The following is a 19,029-nucleotide window of genomic DNA, read 5'->3' on the forward strand; positions in this document are numbered from 1 at the left end:
CCAAATCAAAAACAAACGCCAAGCAAAAAAGCCCCCATACGGGGGCTTTTTGCGCTTCTGATCCATCCTCAATCTCGGTAGTGAGCGCGTCCGAAGCGTTCTGACCTTGCCCCCAAGTTTTATCCAGTTTTGAGTTCGCTCGAGCGGTTTTGGGTTGCTGTATTCGGGCGGTAGCGACGGGATGCGGTGCGGAGCCATTCCGGCTGCAGCACCGCATCCCGTCGCGGGTTGATTGTCTGAGCGAACTCGGCAGGTGTCATCCAGCCGAGTCCGGAGTGTGGTCGATGATCGTTGTAATCGCTGCGCCAGTTTGAAAGCGCTGATCGAGCATGGGTCAGGGACGAGAAGAGCGTTTCATTCAGGAACTCGTCTCGCAGCCGCCCATTGAAGCTTTCGACGAAGGCGTTCTGGATCGGTTTGCCCGGTGCGATGTAGTGCCATTCCACCTTGGTCCGATCGGTCAATTGCAGGATCGCGTTGCTGGTGAACTCACTGCATTGTCGCTGACGATCATCTTCGGCTTGCCTCGTTTCTCGATCATCCGGTCCAGCTCACGGGCAACCCGCAGGCCGGAAAGGGACGTATCGGCGACGAGTGGCAGGCACTCCCTGGTGCAATCGTCAACGACCGTAAGTACCCGGAACCTTCGACCATCGGTGAGTTGATCCGACACGAAGTCCAGTGACCAACGATCATTGGCGGCAAGCGGGATCAGCATCGGTGCACGTGTGCCTATCGCTCGTTTCCGGCCGCCGCGCTTGCGCACCCGTCAGCTTCTCTTCACGGTAGAGCCGAAAGAGCAGTGTGTGGTTCACAAGGTGACCCTGTAGAGCGACAATCTGGCTGAGATCCGCATTGCCTCGCCTGAACTGCTCCCTGAGAATGGGTTATTGCCTCATCTAAATTGCTCCCGACGAATCAACCTCGGGAGCTGTGATGAGGAAGGTAAGCATGGCGACACGTGCGGAATTGGTTGCGGCGATCAGTTGTCGCTATGTATTAGGTGGGCGGGCCGAGAAGGCGAGGATGTTAGACGAGTTCGTGGCGCTCACGGGCTTTCACCGCAAGCATGCGATGCGACTGCTGCGAGGAGACCGCGAACCGGCGAAGGGTGGTCCTCGGCCAGGGCGCCGGGTTTACGGCGATGACGTGCGGGCAGCGCTCGTCGGTGTTTGGGAGGCGTCGGATCGAATTTGCGGCAAGCGACTACACCCCCTGTTGCCAACACTGATCGAAGCGATGGAACGTCATGGACACGGCGATATGAATTGCGAGACGCGCCGGCAACTCTTGGCGATGAGCCCAGCGACGATTGATCGGGTCCTCAAGGAGATCAAAGCGAGCGCCACGGGTCCGCGGCGCCGGAAAGGGTCAACAGCGATACGGCGTAGTGTTCCCGTTCGAACCTTCTCGGATTGGGATGACCCCGCACCCGGCTTTGTCGAGGCTGATCTCGTTTCTCATTCCGGCCCGTACGCGAGGGGTGCCTTCTCTCAAACGCTGGTGTTGACCGATATAGCCACGGGCTGGACGGAATGCGCGCCGCTGCTGGTTCGCGAGCAAACGGTACTGATCACTGCGTTGGCCGAACTGCGCAAGTTGCTGCCGTTCCCGCTGCTGGGCTTCGACACCGACAACGACAGTGTATTCATGAACGAGAGTGTTCATGAGTATTGCTTGCGCGATAATATCGAGCTCACCCGTTGCCGCCCCTACCGAAAGAATGATCAGGCATTTGTCGAGCAGAAGAATGGCGCGATCGTGCGCAAGATCGTTGGATACCGACGCTTCGAGGGGCTGCGAGCCACTCGGGAACTGGCCAAGCTTTATTCGTCAATGCGGTTGTTCGTGAATTTCTTTCAGCCATCATTCAAGCTGAAAGAAAAGCACCGTGACGGAGCCAAGGTGGTCAAGCGCTATCATCGTCCCGCCACGCCCTATCAGCGGCTGCTTGACGACCCACGCACGCCGGAGGATACATGCCTTCGGCTCAAGGCGATGTACCTGACACTCGATCCGGTCCGGCTGCTCCGCGACATACGCCTGGCACAAACGAGATTGGTCGAAATTGCTGACAAGCCTGATGGTTCGCCTGCCACCGACGGCGAGGCATTACCGCTCGAAGACTTTCTGTCTGGCTTACGGATTGCTTGGCGTGGTGGTGAAGTGAAACCGACTGCCCGCTCCAAGCCAGCGGCCAAGCGAGAGCGGCGGAGGCCCGATCCTCTACTCGCCGTCACTGCCGAACTCGAGGAATGGTTCGAGGCGGAGCCTTGGCGAACTTCGCGAGAGTTGCTTGAACGCTTGCAGGTCAAATACCCCGGCGTGTATCCCGACCGCCTCATTCGGACCGTGCAGCGTCGAATGAAGATCTGGCGCAGTACACAGGCCAATGCGCTGGTGTTCGGGCCATTCGCCGATGTCGCGCGGCAGACGCAAATCGTAGAGGTCGTGCAGTGAGATCGTTACCGACCAATACCGGTTCGGCATCCGCGCTCATACCGCCAGGTTGGCCTTCGACAACCCGACCCTACGCAAAACATGATGACCGCCCGCGAAGCCGCCCGCTCGCTACAGCGCTATTGAGGGCGCGCTCGCGAGCGGCTTCGCTACCTCCGTCACCTGCACCAGGTGCGGGGACACGATCGGAACAACCCGTGAGGCATTCGAGAACATCCGAGTGAGGCAACGGCATTATTCTCTGGGAACACTCTTGGGTGAGGCAATACGCGTCTCATCTTGGTTGTCGCGCTGCATGACCCTCACGCCTGAGCAGCACATGAAGGCGTCGATATCCAAAGCGGCGGCGTTCATGCGCCAGCGCCTTCATCCGCTCGCGAAGGCTATGGTCATCGCTGCGCCTGGTTTCATAACGGATCGTCATCCGGCAAAAGCCGATGGCTTTACACGCCGCCGCATTGTCGAGCATCGCTTCTGCCAGAAGCCGTTTCAGCTTCGTGTTCTCGTCTTCCAGCGTCTTCAGCCGCTTGGCTTCGGATACGTCCATGCCGCCGAACTTGGCCTTCCATTTATAGATGCTGGCATCGCTGACGCCGTGCTTGCGGCAACGCTCCGAGACGGGCGTGCCAGCCTCGTGCTCCTTCCAAATGGTGATGATTTGTTCGTCTGTGAAACGGTTGCTCTTCATTCTCTGGTCCTCTCAACGGTCCAGAGCTTACTTCAAAATGGATTATTTCAACGGGGCAAGGTCACTCGCGATTGTCGCGGCGAAGATATGGCTGCCCACTTTGTCAACATGACCTAAGTTTCTCGAAAATGCCTCCGACAAGCCGAACGCCTCAGATTGTCGTGACCCGTTCGATCGCCTATGCAAGAATTTAAAAAGTCTAATCGCACGTCACAGGATTACAATGAAAACGACTACATTGATCGAGGTGCACTCGGATCTTGGCTTGCAGATGATCAAGGCCCGAGTAGTCGAACGTTCGTTGCCGTTCGTTGAGAAGTCCGATGGACTGATCATACATTTGCCGCTGGGTCAAATTCACGCTTTCGGGGAAAATGGCGGCTTGCGACTGACGCTTCATGCAAGTGATCACATGAAGCTACACCTCCTCCAGGAAGCGGTCGATCACCGTCTCGACGAAGCGGCTGTTGCCCTTGACCGCCGATGGTCGCTGACCAAGCTAGGGCTTGTTCCGCCGAATTTGACCTTCGCGATAGTGGAGTCCTGTGAGCGCGTCCGTCCGTCCTACTATCGGGTGCGACTTTCCGGAGCTTCACTTGAACGTTTCTCTCGTGATGGTCTGCATTTCCGGCTGCTGTTCCCATCCGAAAACCATATTGGTCAATGGCCGGTCATTTCGGAAAGCGGGCGCGTGGAATGGCCCGGCGGCATAAGTGAATGGCATCGGCCGGTCTATACGACCCGCAGTGTCAATCTGGAAAAAGGCACCCTCGACTTTGACGTCTTCGCGCATGAAGGAGGGCGCGTAACCGAATGGTGCAAGACGTTGCATCCGGGAATGGACGCGGCCATCATGGGGCCGGGAGGAGAGTGGCTGCCAGACGCGCGATGGATTGCATTGTTTGGCGATGAGACCGCGCTGCCGGCAATCGCCCGCATATTGGAAAGCCTTCCCGAGGAGACCAGTGGTGTAGCGACTATCCTCATATCTGACGCGGGTGATGTGCAGCACCTCAACACGACAAGTAGCGTGGCCGTCCGATGGCTGGTGCGCGGCGATGGCATATCGCTGCTCGACGAATTGAAAAAGCTTCGAATTCCGGACGTCGATCGTTTTGTCTGGATTGCGAGCGAGCGATCCGAGGTCAATGAGGCTCGGAATATTTTGGTTGCTCGCGGCATTCAAAGGGCGGAGATGCGTGTGGCATCCTACTGGTCTCGTTAATTCCCTTGTTCTGTTTCAGAGAAGAGTTGTGATGTGGTGCAAAACTGCAACCACCGCGGATAGTCAAATCAGATTGCGAAAAGTGGATTGATCTACTCATCTTTTGTCCATAATTGTCCTTTTGCTAGGGGTTACCAATGTGAGGGGATAATGACATTTTCTAAGAGATTGCAGCCGTTTCTTGGCTGCACGGCAATCGCAATCGTCGCAACGGCAGTATCGATCGGGCCAGGCACGCGCATTGCGATGGCTCAGGACGCGACGCCGAGCGATGAGGATGCCGCGACGACGCTGGCGCCGATTATCATCACTGGCGAGAAATTCGGCCGTGATCAGTTCACCACCTTCACCAGTGTCGAGGTTTTCACAGGCGGAGAACTTCACGATCTCGTCCGACCGACACTCAATGATGCGCTGAACAGCTCACCCAACATCCGTGCCTTCATGAGTGGCAGAGGTAATTCCGACATTGTCATCCGCGGTTTGAGCTCGGAGGGTGTAACGGCTCCGAGCCGCTCGAACCCGGTGATTTCGGTGGTCGTGGACGGCGCAGAACAGGGTGTCGAGGCAACCCGGCGCGGGACGCGAGGCCTCTGGGACGTCGAGCAGGTCGAAGTATTGCGTGGTCCGCAATCTACGCTTCAGGGACGCAACGCGCTCGCGGGATCCGTCATCATCAAGACGAAAGATCCGACTTATACCCCCGAAGCCAGTATTGAAGGCCTGATCGGAACCGACGAGTACAAATCCGGCGCCTTTGCCGTTTCGGCGCCGATCGTCGAAGACGAGCTGGCATTTCGTATCTCCGGGCAAATCTTTCGCCGGGACAACGACATCGACTATGTCGATCCGTCCATTTCGGACGTGGGCGAAGAGGAGTTCGAGGAAATTCGCGGCAAGCTGCTCTGGGAGCCTGCAGAAATACCGGGCCTCCGGGGGCTGTTTACCGTTAGCCGTACGCATGACAAACCGGCATGGGCTCTGGTGAGCGGTCCCGATTTCTTCGCCAGACGATTCGATGATACGACTGCAGAACGGCGCGATACTTACGTTAACCGCTACATCGCCGACCTGACCTACGAGATCAACGAGGACTGGAAGATTCAGTCGATTACGTCGTTCGTAGACACGGACGTGGAGATTACTTCTCCTCAAACGCCGACGCTTCAACAGTTCCAACTCATCCGTGATGACACACGCGAGGGCGGAGACTTCTCCCAGGATATCCGTCTCACTTACGGATCGGCGGAGTCTCAATTTTCGGGCGTCTTCGGTCTTTTCGCAGGCCGATCCACCTTCGATCTCGACTCGAACATCCGGGTGGTGGCAGATCCAGTCACCCCGTTCATCTTGCCGTTCCAGCAGCTACAGGCGAAGAACAAGAGCGAGACGACCGCTCTGTACGCGGACACCCGCTACGAGTTTGTCGATCGATGGACGCTGCTGGCCGGCGGTCGGCTGGTCCATGACAAGGTCTCGGCCAACTACACGGGCAGCCTGCTGGACGCCTCCACCTTCGGATATGTTCCGCTTACGGAGAACAATTCGGTCTCAAACACCGAATTCCTGCCCAAGATCGGCCTTGCCTTTGAACTCGACGAGAACCAGAATCTCGCCGCTACCATCAGTAAAGGCTACCGCCCGGGCTATTCGGAACTCATTATCGGCACGACCGACATCAATACGGTCAGGCCGGAATCTCTCTGGGCCTATGAACTTGCTTATCGTTCCAAGTGGCTGGAGGACCGTCTGCAGGTGAACGGGAACGTCTTCTACTACGATTACACGAACCAGCAGGTTCCAATCGAATTCGATCCTCGCTTCCCAGCCCAGACGATCAGTCTCAATGCAGCCGAATCTCATTCCTATGGTGCCGAAATCGAAGTTCGTTACGGCTTCGATTCTGGCCTAGAGCTCTTCTCTGGGCTCGGCCTCATGAAGTCGAAGTTTGATAAGGGCGACTTCAAGGGCAAGGAATTTCCCGAAGCGCCATCGCTCACCGCCTCTTTCGGTGGCGTCTACAAGCATGAAAGCGGTTTCTTCGCAGGCGGCGACGTGTCCTTCACGGACGGCTACTACAGCAAAGGCGACGTGAAGAATGTTCGTGCCCTGGATTCGTTTACTGTTGTAAATGCGAATATCGGCTACGAAAAAGACAACTTGAAGATCACTGCGTTTGCCAGGAATCTGTTCGACGAGGAATACCTGACCTCGATTTCGAGCAATGGCAACCTGGCGACCATCGGCGACGGGCGCTCGTTCGGCGTACGCGTCAACGCCACCTTCTGATTAATCTGACAAGCCATTCAGGCTTCTTCAAACCCGCCAGGTTTTTCAGCCCGGCGGGTTTTCGTTCTATAGGTCAGCGTCTTCCACCGGAACACAGATCGGAGCCTGCGTTCGCGGTTCGGTGATGATCGTCACATCGACATCGAAGACGCGCTTGACGATATCTGATGTCAAGACATCGGCCGGGGAACCTTCGGACACGATCGCACCGTGTTTTAAAAGAACCAGATTGTCAGCATAACGTGCAGCCTGATTGAGGTCGTGCAATACTGCGACGATGGTTACGCCGCGTTCGCGAACAAGCTTTCGGGCGAGACGCAGGGTATCGATCTGATGGGAAAGGTCGAGAAAGGTTGTTGGCTCGTCGAGCAGGAGAACGCTGGTTCGTTGCGCCAGGGTCATGGCGATCCAGGCGCGCTGTCGCTGTCCGCCGGAAAGCGTATCAAATTTCTCGCCAGCGAGATCCGCCGTGTCGGTGACCGCAAGCGCCTCCTCGCAGGCTTCGTCGTCCTCCTTCGTCCATCGGCCAAACAGGGTACGGTGAGGGTAACGGCCCTGCCTGACCAGATCCATGACCGTCATGCCTTCAGGCGCCGACTGATTTTGCGAGAGAAGTCCGATACGTTGCGCCAGTTCCTTCCGCGGAAACATCGAAATCGAGTATCCGTTGATCAGCACGGTGCCCTGTTGCGGCCGGATCAGGCCGGCAAGTGCCCTGAGTAGGGTCGATTTTCCGCAGCCATTCGGACCAAGCAGCACAGTGAAGGAAGCTTCTGGAACGGATAAGTCGAGATCTCGCAGGATAAGCCTGGCGCCATATCCGATCGAGGCAGCGCGGGTTTCAAGGATAGGAAGGGCAAGCTGTTCAGGCATTTTTCTTCCGCCACATGAGGTAAGCAAAGAATGGCGCGCCCAGAATAGCCGTCATCAATCCGACGGGCAGCGGCGCTGGCGTAAACAACGTGCGCGCCGCAAGGTCGGCTCCGACCACCAGAAGTCCGCCGGCAAGCGCGGTGACCGGCAGCATGAGACCGTGGGAATGCCCTACGAGCGCGCGAGCAATGTGCGGTGCGATCAGACCAACGAATGCCACCAGACCTGCCGCAGCGACTGCGGCGCCAGACAGGACAGCGCAAAGGACGAACATGACGGCTCGGATCAGTTCTACTGGTTGCCCCCGCGCCCTTGCGGTCTCGTCCCCCAGGATAAGCAGGTCCATTTCCCGCGCGATCAGGGCACTGCCCGCTATGCCTATCGTGAGCCATGTCGCGAGGGTACGGATTTTATCCCAGGTGCTGTTGTAGATGCTGCCGGAAAGCCAGACCATCGCTCGCTGCACGGCCTGGGGGTTTCCGAAGGTGGAGATGAAGTTTGCGCCGGCCCCGGCTAGCGAACTGAGGCCGATGCCGATGAGAATGATGCGCAGCGAAGAACTGCCGCTGTTCCATGACAAGGCATAGATCGCGAGGGACATTGTGAGGGCTCCGGCAAATGCCAGCCACGAAAGCAGGTGTGTGGGAGGCACCTCGAACCTGACGATGACAATGACCGCTGCAAGGGCAGCGCCGGCATTGACACCGATCAGACCCGGTTCCGCCAATGGATTTCGCAACACCGACTGGGCAATCATACCCGCAGTGGCAAGCGATGCGCCAACAAGGAAGCCCAAAATAACCCTTGGAAGACGAATATCGCGGATAATCTGTATGGACTGTGCATCCGCCGCCGGGCTGTCGGTGAGGACTGCAAGGATTTGTGCGATGCTGACATGGTGGTCACCAATCGCAAGCGCCAAGAACAGTATGACGACCGAAAAGCCCGATAGGATGAGAACGCTTCGCATCAACCAATCCCACCGGCGCGCAACCGCGCCAGCCAGATGAAGAATGGAGCCCCCACCAGGGCAAGCGTCACGCCAACCGGAACGTCGATTCCCGTCAAACTTCTTTGCAGACCGTCTGCCATGACAACCAATAACGCTCCCGAAATTGCACAGAAGGGAAGAATCCAGCGGTAGTCAGTGCCGAGGCTCAAGCGCACGATGTGTGGCACCACAAGTCCGACAAACCCGATAGGACCTGCCAGCGCAACCGAACTTCCCGCCATCAGGACCATGAGGGCTCCCGAAACGAGTCTCCATAAAAGGACATTCTGACCGACGGCCTGCGCGACATCCGCCCCGAGACTGAGTGTGCTCACCTCTCTTGCCAGCAGCAGAGTGGCAGCAACTCCTGCCAGGGCAAAAGGCGCCACGGCTGCCACGGCAGCCATATCCTTTCCCGTCAATGAACCAACGGACCACAACCTGATAATGTCGATGGCTTTCATGTCGAAGATGAGCAGCGATGCGGACACCGAGCCGAGGAAAACGCTCAACACCGCGCCTGACAGGGCGAGCTTCACCGGGGTCACACCGGACACGCCGGTTGACGCGACCATATAAACGAGGATCCCTGCTACTGCGGCGCCGCCAAAGGCGAACCACAGGAACACCAGCGGAGATTGCGCGTCGAAGAAGACGATGGATATAACGACCGCAAAAGCCGCCCCGGCGCTTATGCCAAGCAGATCAGGCGAAGCCAGCGGATTGTTTGTGACCGCCTGCATCAAGGCTCCGGCAACGCCCAATGTCGAACCTACGATGATGGCGGTGAGAACTCGTGGTAACCTGATAGTGGAAATAACTACGTCCTGATGGCTGGTTCCCTCCGATATTATCGCGCGCAAGGCATCACCCAGTGGTATCGCAGTGGTGCCGATCGTAAGTGACCACAGGCTCAGCAGAGCGAGCAGCAGCGCAAACAGGCCAAAAGCAAAGATCCGCGTCGCGGGGGTGTTGCGCCGCGCCGACTCTATGACCACCATTTCACGGCCTCGGGATGATGTAAGTCTCGATGTCATCGAGAATCTTATTGGCCGACGCCAGACCGTTGAACTCTATCCAGGTGCCTGCGTCTACTCGATAAACGCGGCCCGCTTTGACGGCCGGCAGCATTTTCCACAATGGGTTCGTCAGCACGGCCTCATGCCTGCCGCTGGTGGCTGAATCGTTGGAACCGCCGACGATGTAGAGCAGGATATCCCCATCCAGGCCGGCCAGTCCCTCGAAATCGATGCGTTTCGTTCCGACATTCGTTTCGGATGTCTCGAAATCTGTACGCCTGACACCCGCCTTGCGCAGCACGTCGAACGGCGCCCATGCATTGGGTTCATCGAGAAAGACCTGGAATTCCCAGGGCGTGATGCGGACCACCGATACTCGCAAATCCTTGGGAACCCGCTCGCGAACTGCCGCAACCCGCTTCTCGTATTCAGCGAAGCGACCTTCAATTCCATCGTCGACGCCAGCGATATTTGCCAGCGTCCGATAGAATTCTTTCCAGTTCGCTCCGGTGAGCAGCGCGGTGGGAGCCAATCGCGATGCCATCTGGTATGCTTCCTCGCCCAGGAAGCTGCTGCCGATGATGAGATCGGGCTGAAGCGCGACGATCTTCTCGATGCTGGGCTCCAAGAAAGAACCGAGATCCACCACACCCGCCGCCTCAGCTTTCGACTTCAGATCCTCATCGCTCATCCCGAAAAGCGGAGCGCCAACGACAGGTAGGCCAAGCTCCAACGCTATGCCAAGACTGAACGTCGGGACTAGAGATATGATCCGTTTCGGCTCCTTGGGAGCGCACAGCGGTGGGTGGAGGAACGCCCCTTCGGCGATAAGCCTACCGTCACATTGAGCGAAAACAGGAGAAGACAGCATGATGCCTAGTAAAGCCAACACAACAAAGCGCATGAAGAATCCAAATATGAGATTTTCGTTCATGTTAAAATAGCTTGGCGGGCCGATCTGCGCAATGCCGAGAAAGGCTTGCTGCCTTTCGGGCGGTTCAGATAGCCACGCGCGACGCCGGCTCCGCTTATGTAAAGCTCGCCGGTAACGCCGATCGGGACCGGAGCGCCGTGTGCGTCCAGAATGTAGATCTGCGTGTTCGAGATCGGGCCGCCCACTGGCACGCTTGGGGGATCGAGAAGCGACGGCTCAACGCGAAGTGCTGCTGACCAGATCGTCGTCTCGGTCGGGCCGTAGAGATTCCAGAGTTCGCCGCCACGCGTGAGAAGATCTGCCGCCAAGGCACTGTTGAGCGCCTCGCCACCGCACAGCATTTTAAGTTCTGGCGTACCTTGCCATCCCGCCTCGACGAGCATGCGCCATAAGGCCGGTGTCGCCTTGTATTCGTCGCCGTTTCCCGGGCGGAACCATGGTGACGTGGAAATTCGAGAAGGGCGACGATGAAGTGGAAATCACCCCGAAAGGTCGGTTGACGCTGAGTTCAGCGCATCAAGAGCTCCAGGCCGCACTTGCGGGATCGGGAATCGCTCACCTGTTCGAAGACTATGTCCGTGATGATGTCGAAAGAGGCCGGCTTATCGAATTGCTCTGCGACTGGAAGCAGAAGCTGCCGAGCTGGTATCTGTATTATCCAAGCCGGCGGCATACGAGCGCCGCCATGCGTGCTTTCCTCGAATACACCCGCAACCAGAGATTGGACACCGGAGCGCCACATAAACGAATTTCGTGAGGTAAAATGAGTCTACGTCCCGTACGAAATAGTCCGCTGCGGTCATCGGTAACAAGAAGCGCTTGTGGAGCATTGAATGGCGGCGATGATACGCAACTATAGATGGAGGTGGGCGCCGCGCTAAGTTCAATCAAAAATCCTGCGAGGATCTCTTTGCGTTTCTAATTCACGTCCGAACGCGAAGAGTTGGCGATGCGGATGTGGGGCGGCTGCGTCGGCCACAGGCCCGAGGAGATTTTACCCATTGGACCACGATGGTTTTAGGTCGCACGGACCTAAAACCATGAACGTGATTTATTCAAACGAGTTGAGACGCGGGACCGCGGCGGAAGCCGCGCACATTTTCCTCATCCCGCTAGTGATTGTGGCGCGGCATGTTTTTGGCGATTTGCCGGAAGTCTGCGGCACCCTCGAGCACCGCTCCATCGGAAAGCTGGGTGACGGATTTGCGATAGATACGCTGCCAGGGCGTGGCGTCGGACGGCACGGCCGGTATGCCATCCGCCTTTCGCCTTTCGATCTCGCCGTCGGAAACCAGCATGTCGCAAAGGCCCAGGTTGAAATCGATCCGGATCACATCGCCGTTCCGCAACCAGGCGAGACCGCCGCCGGCCGCACTCTCCGGCGAGGCGTTCAGGATGGAGGGGCTGTCCGCCGTGCCGGACTGGCGACCGTCACCGATGGTGGGCAGGCTCTTGATGCCACGCTTCAGGAGGTGATCCGGCGGCTGCATGTTCACGACTTCCGCCGATCCCGGCCAGCCGAGCGGCCCCGCACCGCGGATCACCAGGATGGTGTCTTCATCGATGTCGAGTTGGGGGTCGTTGATGCGCTTGTGATAGTCTTCCGAACCATCGAAGACCACGGCCTTGCCTTCGAAAACACCCTCGCGCCCCGGCTCCTGAAGATACCGCTTCCTGAAATCGTCTGAGACCACGCTCATCTTCATGATCGCGAAGTCGAAGAGATTGCCCTTCAGCACCAGGAAGCCCGCCTTTTCCCTGAGCGGCTCCTCAAAGCGCCTGATGACCTCACGGTCCGTCGATTCGCGTCCCTCGAGGTTCTCGGCCATGGATTTTCCCGTGACGGTGCGACAGCTACCGTCGAGCTTTCCGGCCTGCAGCAGTTCCCACATGATGGCGGGTGTGCCGCCCGCGCGGTGGTAGCGTTCGCCGAGATAGGCACCCGCCGGCTGGATGTTGGCGAGCAGCGGGATATCGAAGCCATGAACCTGCCAGTCGTCCGGATAAAGTTCCACGCCCGCATGCTTCGCCATGGCCGCAAGATGTGGCTGGGCATTGGTCGACCCGCCGATCGCCGAGTTGACTCGGATAGCGTTGAGAAAGGCTTCGCGGGTCAGGATGTCGGAGGGCTTCAGGTCCTCCATGACGAGTTCCACGGCGCGGCGTCCGGTACGATAGGCCATCTGCCCACGCTCGCGATAGGCAGCGGGGATGGCGCCGCAGCCGGTGAGCGACATGCCGAGCGCTTCGGCCATGGCGTTCATAGTCGAAGCCGTGCCCATGGTGTTGCAATGGCCGACCGAAGGCGCCGAATCGAGCGCGGCCTGCATGAATTCCTCGCGATCGATCTCGCCTGCCGCCAGTTTGCGGCGCATGCGCCAGATCACCGTGCCCGAGCCGACGAGGTCGCCTTCGTGCCAGCCATCGAGCATGGGTCCGCCGGAGAGCACGATCGCCGGAATATCGACCGTCGAAGCCGCCATCAGGGCGGACGGCGTGGTCTTGTCGCAGCCGGTGGTCAGCACCACGCCATCCAGCGGATAGCCGTAGAGAATTTCCACCAGGCCCAGATAGGCGAGGTTGCGGTCGAGGGCGGCGGTCGGACGCTTGCAGTTCTCGAAGATCGGGTGCGTCGGGAATTCGATCGGAATGCCGCCTGCATCGCGGATGCCGTCGCGAACACGCTTCGCCAGATCCATGTGGACCCGATTGCATGGGGTGAGATCGCTGCCGCTCTGGGCAATGCCGATGACGGGCTTGCCGGAACGCAACTCCTCCGGCGTTACGCCGTAGTTCATGAAGCGCTCGAGATAGAGTGCCGTAAGATCGATATGGTCCGGATTGTCGAACCAGTCCTGCGAGCGCAAGCGGCGCTGGAGTTTGTCAGCCATGGCGGAACCTAGTTTCTCCGGTTGAGCTTTTCGAGATGCAGAAGCAATCCGCTGTGGTCGCGTCCGGCACCGCCGGACTCGACGAAAGCGGCAAACTCCTTCCGTACCTGTTTCGTCAGGGGAAGGTCGAGGGAAAGTTCTTCCATCATCGCCATGACGGCGTCCAGATCCTTGAGCTGGTTGCTCGAAGCTCCGCCGGGCTCGAAGTCGCGCTTCACCATGCGGTCGCCGTGCAATTCCAGGATCCGGCTTTCGGCGAAGCCGCCGCGGATCGCGTCCCGGAAAGCCGCCCGCGAAGCACCGCCTGCTTCCACCAGGATCATCGCTTCGGCTACGGCGCCGATGGTGACGGCGACGATCTGCTGGTTGGCAAGCTTGCAGATCTGGCCGGCACCGCTCGGGCCCACATGGGTCACGCGGCCAAGCGCCGCAAAGACATCCTTCAGACTTTCCACTACGGCGCCATCGCCGCCGGCCATGATGGCGAGCGTTCCGGCTGTGGCGCCCACGACGCCACCTGAAACCGGTGCGTCGAGGTGACGGATGCCACGTTCCGCCAGTTTCAGCGCATGCTCGCGGGCGATCGGCGGGGCGATCGAGCTGCAATCCACCACGACCGCGCCTTCGGGCAAGGCATCGGCGACGCCGCGTTCGAACAGGACGTCCGATACGGCATCGCCATTGGTCAGCATGGTGAAGACGACCCTGGCTCCGGCAACGGCATCGGCCGGCGAGGCAGCAATCTTAGCGCCGTCGGCGGCCAGCGGTGTGGCCTTGGCGGCGTCGCGGTTCCATACCGTAACCGGAAAACCGGCACGGCTCAGGCGCCGAGCCATCGGCGCGCCCATCAAGCCGGTGCCGAGAAACGCAATCATCGGCTTTCCGCTCACAGCGTTCCTCCCAGTTCATCCTCGACGTGTACGCGAATGATCTCGTCGAAGCTCTTTTCGGCGGTGAAGCCGAGTTCGATGGCGCGCTTCGCCTCGAAGCCCGGCGCCCAGCCGGCGACCATCTTCATGATCATCTCGTCGGGCTCACGGCGGATGAGTTTCACAGCTTTTTCGCCGGCAACGCGGCGCAACGCCTCGATCTGCTCGCCCACGGTGGCACTGAGACCCGGCATGGAAAGGTTTCGCCGGGGGCCGACCTTTTCAAGATCGATGGTTGCGCCATGGATGAGGAAGCCGACCGCCGAGCGCGGCGAAGTATGCCAGTGCCGGACATCCTCCGAAACGGGCAGCACGGCCTCCTGACCGACCAGCGGCTCGCGCAGGATATTGGAGAAAAAGCCGGAGGCGGCCTTGTTGGGCTTGCCGGGACGGATGCAGATCGTCGGCAGTCGAATGCCGATCCCGTCGAAGTAGCCGCGGCGGCTGTAATCGGAGAGCAGCAGCTCGCAGATGGCTTTCTGGGTGCCGTAGCTCGTGAGCGGAGTCAGGTGATAGTCGTCGGGAATGGGGAAGGGGAGAGGCGCCCCGACGACGGCGATCGAAGAGGTGAAGACAATTCGGGGCTTGTAGCCGTCCTTGTCGTGAGCGATGCGGATTGCATCGAAGAGATAGCGCGTGCCGTCGAGATTGATGCGATAGCCCTTTTCAAAATCCAGTTCGGCCTCACCTGAGACGATTGCCGCCAGGTGGAAGATCACATCCGGGCGGCTCTCGATCAGTTTCTCGGCCTCGCCGGCAGCGGAAAGGTCGCCTTCGCGCGCAACAACGGTCCCGGCATAGCCCTGCGGCGTCTCCGGCGTCACCACGTCCACAAGTGTCAGCTTCTCGACCGGCTTTCCGCCGAGCGCGCCGTCCTTGACGAGGCGTTGCGTGAGCTTGCGGCCGACCATGCCGGCGGCGCCGATGATCAGGATATGCATGGATGTCTCCTCCTTAAGTGAGGCCGCATGCGCGTGAGCCTTTCATGCGGAGTGGAAAATATCTATTGTAGGGTTGTCTGATAACCTTATATGCTCTGCTTGAAAACAGGATTTTGCGGTTCGCGGAATAATCCCGGTTACGAGCGAGCACGTGGCGTTTCCCCAGGCAGCCGCGGAGGAAGGCAGGAATTATGACGAGCGGAATGACGGGCGCGGTAGAGGAGCCGAGCGGCGCTGCGGTACTGCGCCGAATGCTCGGCGACGATATCGTGCTGATCGAAAGGGAGAAGATGCTTCCCTACTGCCGCGATTGGCATGGCGATGCGGTCAGCTCCGCAGTGGCGGTGATTCGCCCTCGCTCGACCGATCAGGTGGCGGCAGCCGTGAAGGCCTGCCGGGCGCTCGGGTTTTCGATCGTGCCGCAGGGCGGCAATACCGGGCTGGTACTCGGCGCCATTCCCGATGCCCCGGAACGGCAGGTCGTACTTTCTCTCGAGCGCATGAACCGCATCCGTAAGATCGATGCGGACGACTTTTCGGCTGTTGTCGAGGCTGGCTGCATTCTTTCCGAGCTCAAGGATGCGGTCTCGGAAAAGGGCATGTTCTTTCCGCTTGCACTCGGCGCGCAGGGGAGTTGCCGGATCGGGGGCAATGTTTCGACGAATGCCGGAGGCGTCAACGTGCTCCGCTACGGCATGACGCGTGAACTGGTGCTTGGGCTTGAAGTGGTCCTTCCGGATGGCAGCATCCTCGAAGGTCTTTCGACGCTGAGGAAGGACAATCGCGGTATCGATCTGAAGCAGCTCTTTATCGGTGCGGAAGGCACGCTCGGCATCATCACCGCCGTGTCAATCAAGCTGACGCCCTATCCGGATCAGGCAGCGACCGCGCTCCTCGGCCTTGCCTCCCTGGAAGATGCCATCAAGCTCTATCGCCGGGCTCGCCGGGACTGCTGCGACCTGATGTCGGCCTTTGAATTTATGCCGCCGCTCGCTTTCACCTTGGCACAGGAGGCGATTTCCGACCTGCCGATCCCAATCTCGACGGAATATCCGGCCTATGTGCTGATGGAAATCTCCGGCTCCGGCCTCGTCGATGTCGACGATCTGATGCAGCGCTTCCTTGAAGGTGTATTGGAGGAAGGGCTGGTTCTCGACGGAACGATCGCCGCCTCGCAGACGCAGGCGCGCAATCTCTGGCTGATTCGCGAAGGGATAAACGAAGGCCAGGCAAAGCGCGGCGCCCATATGCGCACCGATATTTCCGTGCCGCTCTCACAGCTCGCATCTTTCGTGGATGAGGCCGAAAGGGCGGTCTCCGAGGCACTTCCGGGTGCCGTCAGCGTTTCCTATGGCCATGTCGGCGACGGCAATGTGCACCTCAACGTCCTGCCGCCGTCAGGCAGTACACCAGAGGAGCGCATCCAGTTGATCTACAAGGCCAAGTCGGTCGTGAACGAGGTGCTCGACCGATATGCGGGAAGCATCAGCGCCGAGCACGGCATCGGGCGCCTGAAGCGTCCGGACTTCGATGCCAGGTTGCCCGAGACCAGCCGAAAGCTGTTGACGGCGCTCAAGCATGCCGTTGATCCGGAGTTGATCATGAATCCTGGTTGCCAGCTGCGATTCTAGATACGAACGTGATCTATTCTAATAGATGGGGCGGGATGAGAGCGGACTTTCCTCAATCTGCTCGAAGCGGGAGAAGCAATCTTGATGGCAACGGATTTCGGACAGATCAGCAGGAGCGAGCACTTGCCTGCGCGCATCGCGGCCAAGATCGGCAGGGAGATCACCGAAGGACGTATCGCGCCCGGAGAGAAACTGCCGACCGAAAATCTGCTCGCCACGACCTTCGGGGTCAGCCGTTCGGTGGTGCGGGAGGCGATAGCGCAATTGCGCAATGAAGGGCTGGTGGAAACCCGCCAGGGCGTCGGCGCCTTCGCTACGGAAATCGAGCGCCGGCAATCTCTTCGGATAGAGCAGGGAGACCTTGCCAACCGGGGAAGTTTCCGTGATCTCTTTCAGCTTCGTATCCCGCTGGAAGTGGAGGCGGCGCGGCTTGCGGCGATCCATCATACACCGGAGGAATTGGGCAGGATCGACGAGGCTTTGCTGCAGATGACCGGCACGGATAAATGGACGGGCCAGGGGATCGTCGCCGACCTCGCTTTTCACCGCGCGATCGCGGCCGCAACCCACAACGACTATTTCCTGCTATTCATAGGTTTCATCGCCGAGCGGATCAGCCTGGCGATCAATGCGGCACGCGCCGCTGCGATACTGGAGGAGATCGTTGAAGTCACGATCGCGGAACACGTGTCCATTCGAGATGGCGTGGCGGCGCGGGACCCGATCAAAGCGGGGGAAGCAATGCGCCATCATCTGAACGGGGCGGCGGCCCGTCTGGACCTGACGATCGAAAGCTTCTAGGCGTTGAAGCTTTGCTCGGCTGGCGCCGCCCCCGCTCGCTCCTGGGAGAATATCAGGCTTCACTTACCCACGGCCTAGACATGGCCCAAAAGTCATACTAGAAGCAGGTCATCTCATTGTCAGACATCCTGACAATGAGAGGCGCGTACCTTCGAGGTACGAGATGAGCGGAGGATTTCTGGTGAGTTTCGAACGGGCGCTGAGCGCCGAATATATTCAGCCCGCCGACGCATCCAGCGCGATGCTCGTCGGGCGCGTCTGGTCCAAAACCGCCGGCGGACCCTGTCCGGTCCTGATCAAGGGCGGAGAGGTGTTCGACCTGACCCCGATAGCGGCAACGATCTCGGCGCTTCTCGAGATCGACGGGCTGGCGGACGCTTTGCGCGATTCCACGCGCTTTGCGAGTCTCGGCTCTCTCGACGCGTTCCTCACGGGCGAGGCGGGCGATCTTCTCGCGCCAGCCGATCTGCAGGCCGTCAAGGCGGCTGGCGTCACCTTTGCGGACAGCATGCTGGAGCGCGTGATCGAGGAACAGGCCAAGGGCGATCCGCTGCGTGCGCAGGAGATCCGCGGCCGGCTGGCGCCCGTCCTCGGCGACAATCTCAAGGGCCTCGTCGCCGGTTCGCAGAAGGCCGCCGAGGTCAAGAAACTGCTCCAGGAACTCGGTCTTTGGTCGCAATACCTCGAAGTGGGTATCGGTCCCGACGCCGAAATCTTCACCAAGGCGCAGCCTATGTCTTCGGTCGGCTGTGGTGCGGATATCGGCATCCACCCCAAATCCGACTGGAACAATCCCGAGCCGGAGGTGGTCCTGGCCGTCACGTCGAAGGGCAAGATCGTCGGCGCCACACTCGGCAATGACGTCAATCTTCGCGATTTCGAAGGACGTTCCGCACTGCTCCTCAGCAAGGCCAAGGACAATAATGCGTCCTGCTCGATCGGCCCTTTCATCCGGCTCTTCTACGGCGATTTCACGATTGAGGACGTAAAGCAGGCGGAGGTCTCCCTCGTCGTCGACGGCAGGGAAGGGTTCAGGATGACCGGCGTCAGTCCGATGTCTGCGATCAGCCGCAGCCCTGAAGATCTGGTTTCGCAGCTTCTGAATGACAACCATCAGTATCCTGACGGGGTCGTTTTCTTCCTCGGGACCATGTTTGCGCCGGTGAAGGATCGTCGAGGCGCGGGACTTGGTTTCACGCATGAAATCGGAGACAGGGTCGAGATTTCGACCCCGCATCTCGGGCGACTCGTAAACTGGGTCGATCACAGCGACCGCTGCCCGAAATGGAGTTTCGGCATCGGCGCTCTGATGAAGAATCTTGCCGCGCGCGGGCTCTTGTAGGCGGAACGGGAGGGG

14 protein-coding genes and 3 pseudogenes are annotated in these 19,029 nt (G+C 59.3%); 7 read left to right on the top strand and 10 right to left on the bottom strand.

What is annotated here, in order from left to right; genetic code table 11:
* Nucleotides 1-119 precede the first annotated feature (119 nt).
* Nucleotides 120-875, bottom strand: a pseudogene (locus FB009_RS11700) (IS3 family transposase); the annotation flags it as partial.
* A 61-nt stretch (nucleotides 876-936) separates the two neighbouring features.
* On the opposite strand from FB009_RS11700, the gene FB009_RS11705 reads away from it, so the two are divergent.
* A complete protein-coding gene (locus FB009_RS11705) occupies nucleotides 937-2,460 on the top strand; it encodes an ISNCY family transposase (RefSeq protein ID WP_011970783.1) in 1,524 nt (507 codons plus the stop codon).
* 295 nt (nucleotides 2,461-2,755) lie between these two features.
* Here FB009_RS11705 and FB009_RS11710 read toward each other — a convergent pair.
* A pseudogene (locus tag FB009_RS11710) lies at nucleotides 2,756-3,148 on the bottom strand (transposase); the annotation flags it as partial.
* A 223-nt stretch (nucleotides 3,149-3,371) separates the two neighbouring features.
* On the opposite strand from FB009_RS11710, the gene FB009_RS11715 reads away from it, so the two are divergent.
* Both FB009_RS11715 and FB009_RS11720 read left to right on the top strand, forming a co-directional pair.
* Nucleotides 3,372-4,373, top strand: coding sequence for a siderophore-interacting protein (locus tag FB009_RS11715; RefSeq protein ID WP_012066718.1), 1,002 nt, complete (start codon nucleotides 3,372-3,374; stop codon nucleotides 4,371-4,373).
* Nucleotides 4,374-4,523: 150 nt separating this feature from the next.
* A complete protein-coding gene (locus FB009_RS11720) occupies nucleotides 4,524-6,662 on the top strand; it encodes a TonB-dependent receptor (RefSeq protein ID WP_012066717.1) in 2,139 nt (712 codons plus the stop codon).
* A 66-nt stretch (nucleotides 6,663-6,728) separates the two neighbouring features.
* On the opposite strand, the gene FB009_RS11725 is transcribed toward FB009_RS11720, so the two are convergent.
* From FB009_RS11725 to FB009_RS11745, 5 genes are read right to left on the bottom strand one after another with little or no spacing between them, the layout of a single operon-like run.
* On the bottom strand, nucleotides 6,729-7,535 hold the full coding sequence (locus tag FB009_RS11725) for an ABC transporter ATP-binding protein (RefSeq protein WP_012066716.1): 807 nt from the start codon (nucleotides 7,533-7,535) through the stop codon (nucleotides 6,729-6,731).
* Nucleotides 7,528-8,505, bottom strand: a complete 978-nt coding sequence (locus FB009_RS11730; RefSeq protein WP_012066715.1) for a FecCD family ABC transporter permease — start codon at nucleotides 8,503-8,505, stop codon at nucleotides 7,528-7,530. Before FB009_RS11730 ends, FB009_RS11725 begins: the two co-directional genes overlap by 8 nt.
* Nucleotides 8,505-9,527, bottom strand: a complete 1,023-nt coding sequence (locus FB009_RS11735; protein WP_012066714.1) for a FecCD family ABC transporter permease — start codon at nucleotides 9,525-9,527, stop codon at nucleotides 8,505-8,507. The genes FB009_RS11730 and FB009_RS11735 overlap by 1 nt, the downstream gene beginning before the upstream one ends.
* A gap of 1 nt (nucleotide 9,528) precedes the next feature.
* Complete coding sequence (locus tag FB009_RS11740; protein WP_012066713.1) at nucleotides 9,529-10,479, bottom strand: iron-siderophore ABC transporter substrate-binding protein; 951 nt, start codon at nucleotides 10,477-10,479, stop codon at nucleotides 9,529-9,531.
* Entirely contained in the window at nucleotides 10,476-10,862 is a 387-nt protein-coding gene (locus FB009_RS11745) for an AMP-binding protein (RefSeq protein WP_012066712.1), read from the bottom strand. Before FB009_RS11745 ends, FB009_RS11740 begins: the two co-directional genes overlap by 4 nt.
* Nucleotides 10,863-10,885: 23 nt before the next feature.
* Here FB009_RS11745 and FB009_RS11750 point away from each other — a divergent pair.
* Nucleotides 10,886-11,236 (top strand): annotated as a pseudogene (locus tag FB009_RS11750) (LysR substrate-binding domain-containing protein); the annotation flags it as partial.
* 355 nt (nucleotides 11,237-11,591) lie between these two features.
* On the opposite strand, the gene FB009_RS11755 reads toward FB009_RS11750, so the two are convergent.
* From FB009_RS11755 to denD, 3 genes are read right to left on the bottom strand one after another with little or no spacing between them, the layout of a single operon-like run.
* Nucleotides 11,592-13,370, bottom strand: coding sequence for an IlvD/Edd family dehydratase (locus tag FB009_RS11755; protein WP_012066711.1), 1,779 nt, complete (start codon nucleotides 13,368-13,370; stop codon nucleotides 11,592-11,594).
* Between the two features lie 8 nt (nucleotides 13,371-13,378).
* Nucleotides 13,379-14,260 carry an NAD(P)-dependent oxidoreductase gene (locus FB009_RS11760; RefSeq protein WP_024310696.1) on the bottom strand — a complete coding sequence of 294 codons (882 nt, stop codon included), beginning with the start codon at nucleotides 14,258-14,260 and terminating at the stop codon, nucleotides 13,379-13,381.
* A complete protein-coding gene (gene denD, locus FB009_RS11765) occupies nucleotides 14,257-15,240 on the bottom strand; it encodes a D-erythronate dehydrogenase (RefSeq protein ID WP_012066709.1) in 984 nt (327 codons plus the stop codon). The genes FB009_RS11760 and denD overlap by 4 nt, the downstream gene beginning before the upstream one ends.
* Before the next feature lie 251 nt (nucleotides 15,241-15,491).
* Here denD and FB009_RS11770 point away from each other — a divergent pair, with 251 nt between their 5' ends.
* The 3 genes from FB009_RS11770 (at nucleotide 15,492) to FB009_RS11780 (ending at nucleotide 19,014) form a co-directional block, all read left to right on the top strand.
* Nucleotides 15,492-16,871 (top strand): FAD-binding oxidoreductase, encoded by a 1,380-nt coding sequence (locus FB009_RS11770; RefSeq protein WP_318972088.1) that lies wholly within the window; start codon nucleotides 15,492-15,494, stop codon nucleotides 16,869-16,871.
* 84 nt (nucleotides 16,872-16,955) lie between these two features.
* Entirely contained in the window at nucleotides 16,956-17,672 is a 717-nt protein-coding gene (locus tag FB009_RS11775; RefSeq protein ID WP_012066707.1) for a FadR/GntR family transcriptional regulator, read from the top strand.
* A gap of 163 nt (nucleotides 17,673-17,835) precedes the next feature.
* A complete protein-coding gene (locus FB009_RS11780) occupies nucleotides 17,836-19,014 on the top strand; it encodes a fumarylacetoacetate hydrolase family protein (protein WP_012066706.1) in 1,179 nt (392 codons plus the stop codon).
* Nucleotides 19,015-19,029: the final 15 nt, after the last annotated feature.

It is taken from the genome of Sinorhizobium medicae (assembly GCF_007827695.1).
Taxonomy (GTDB): domain Bacteria; phylum Pseudomonadota; class Alphaproteobacteria; order Rhizobiales; family Rhizobiaceae; genus Sinorhizobium; species Sinorhizobium medicae.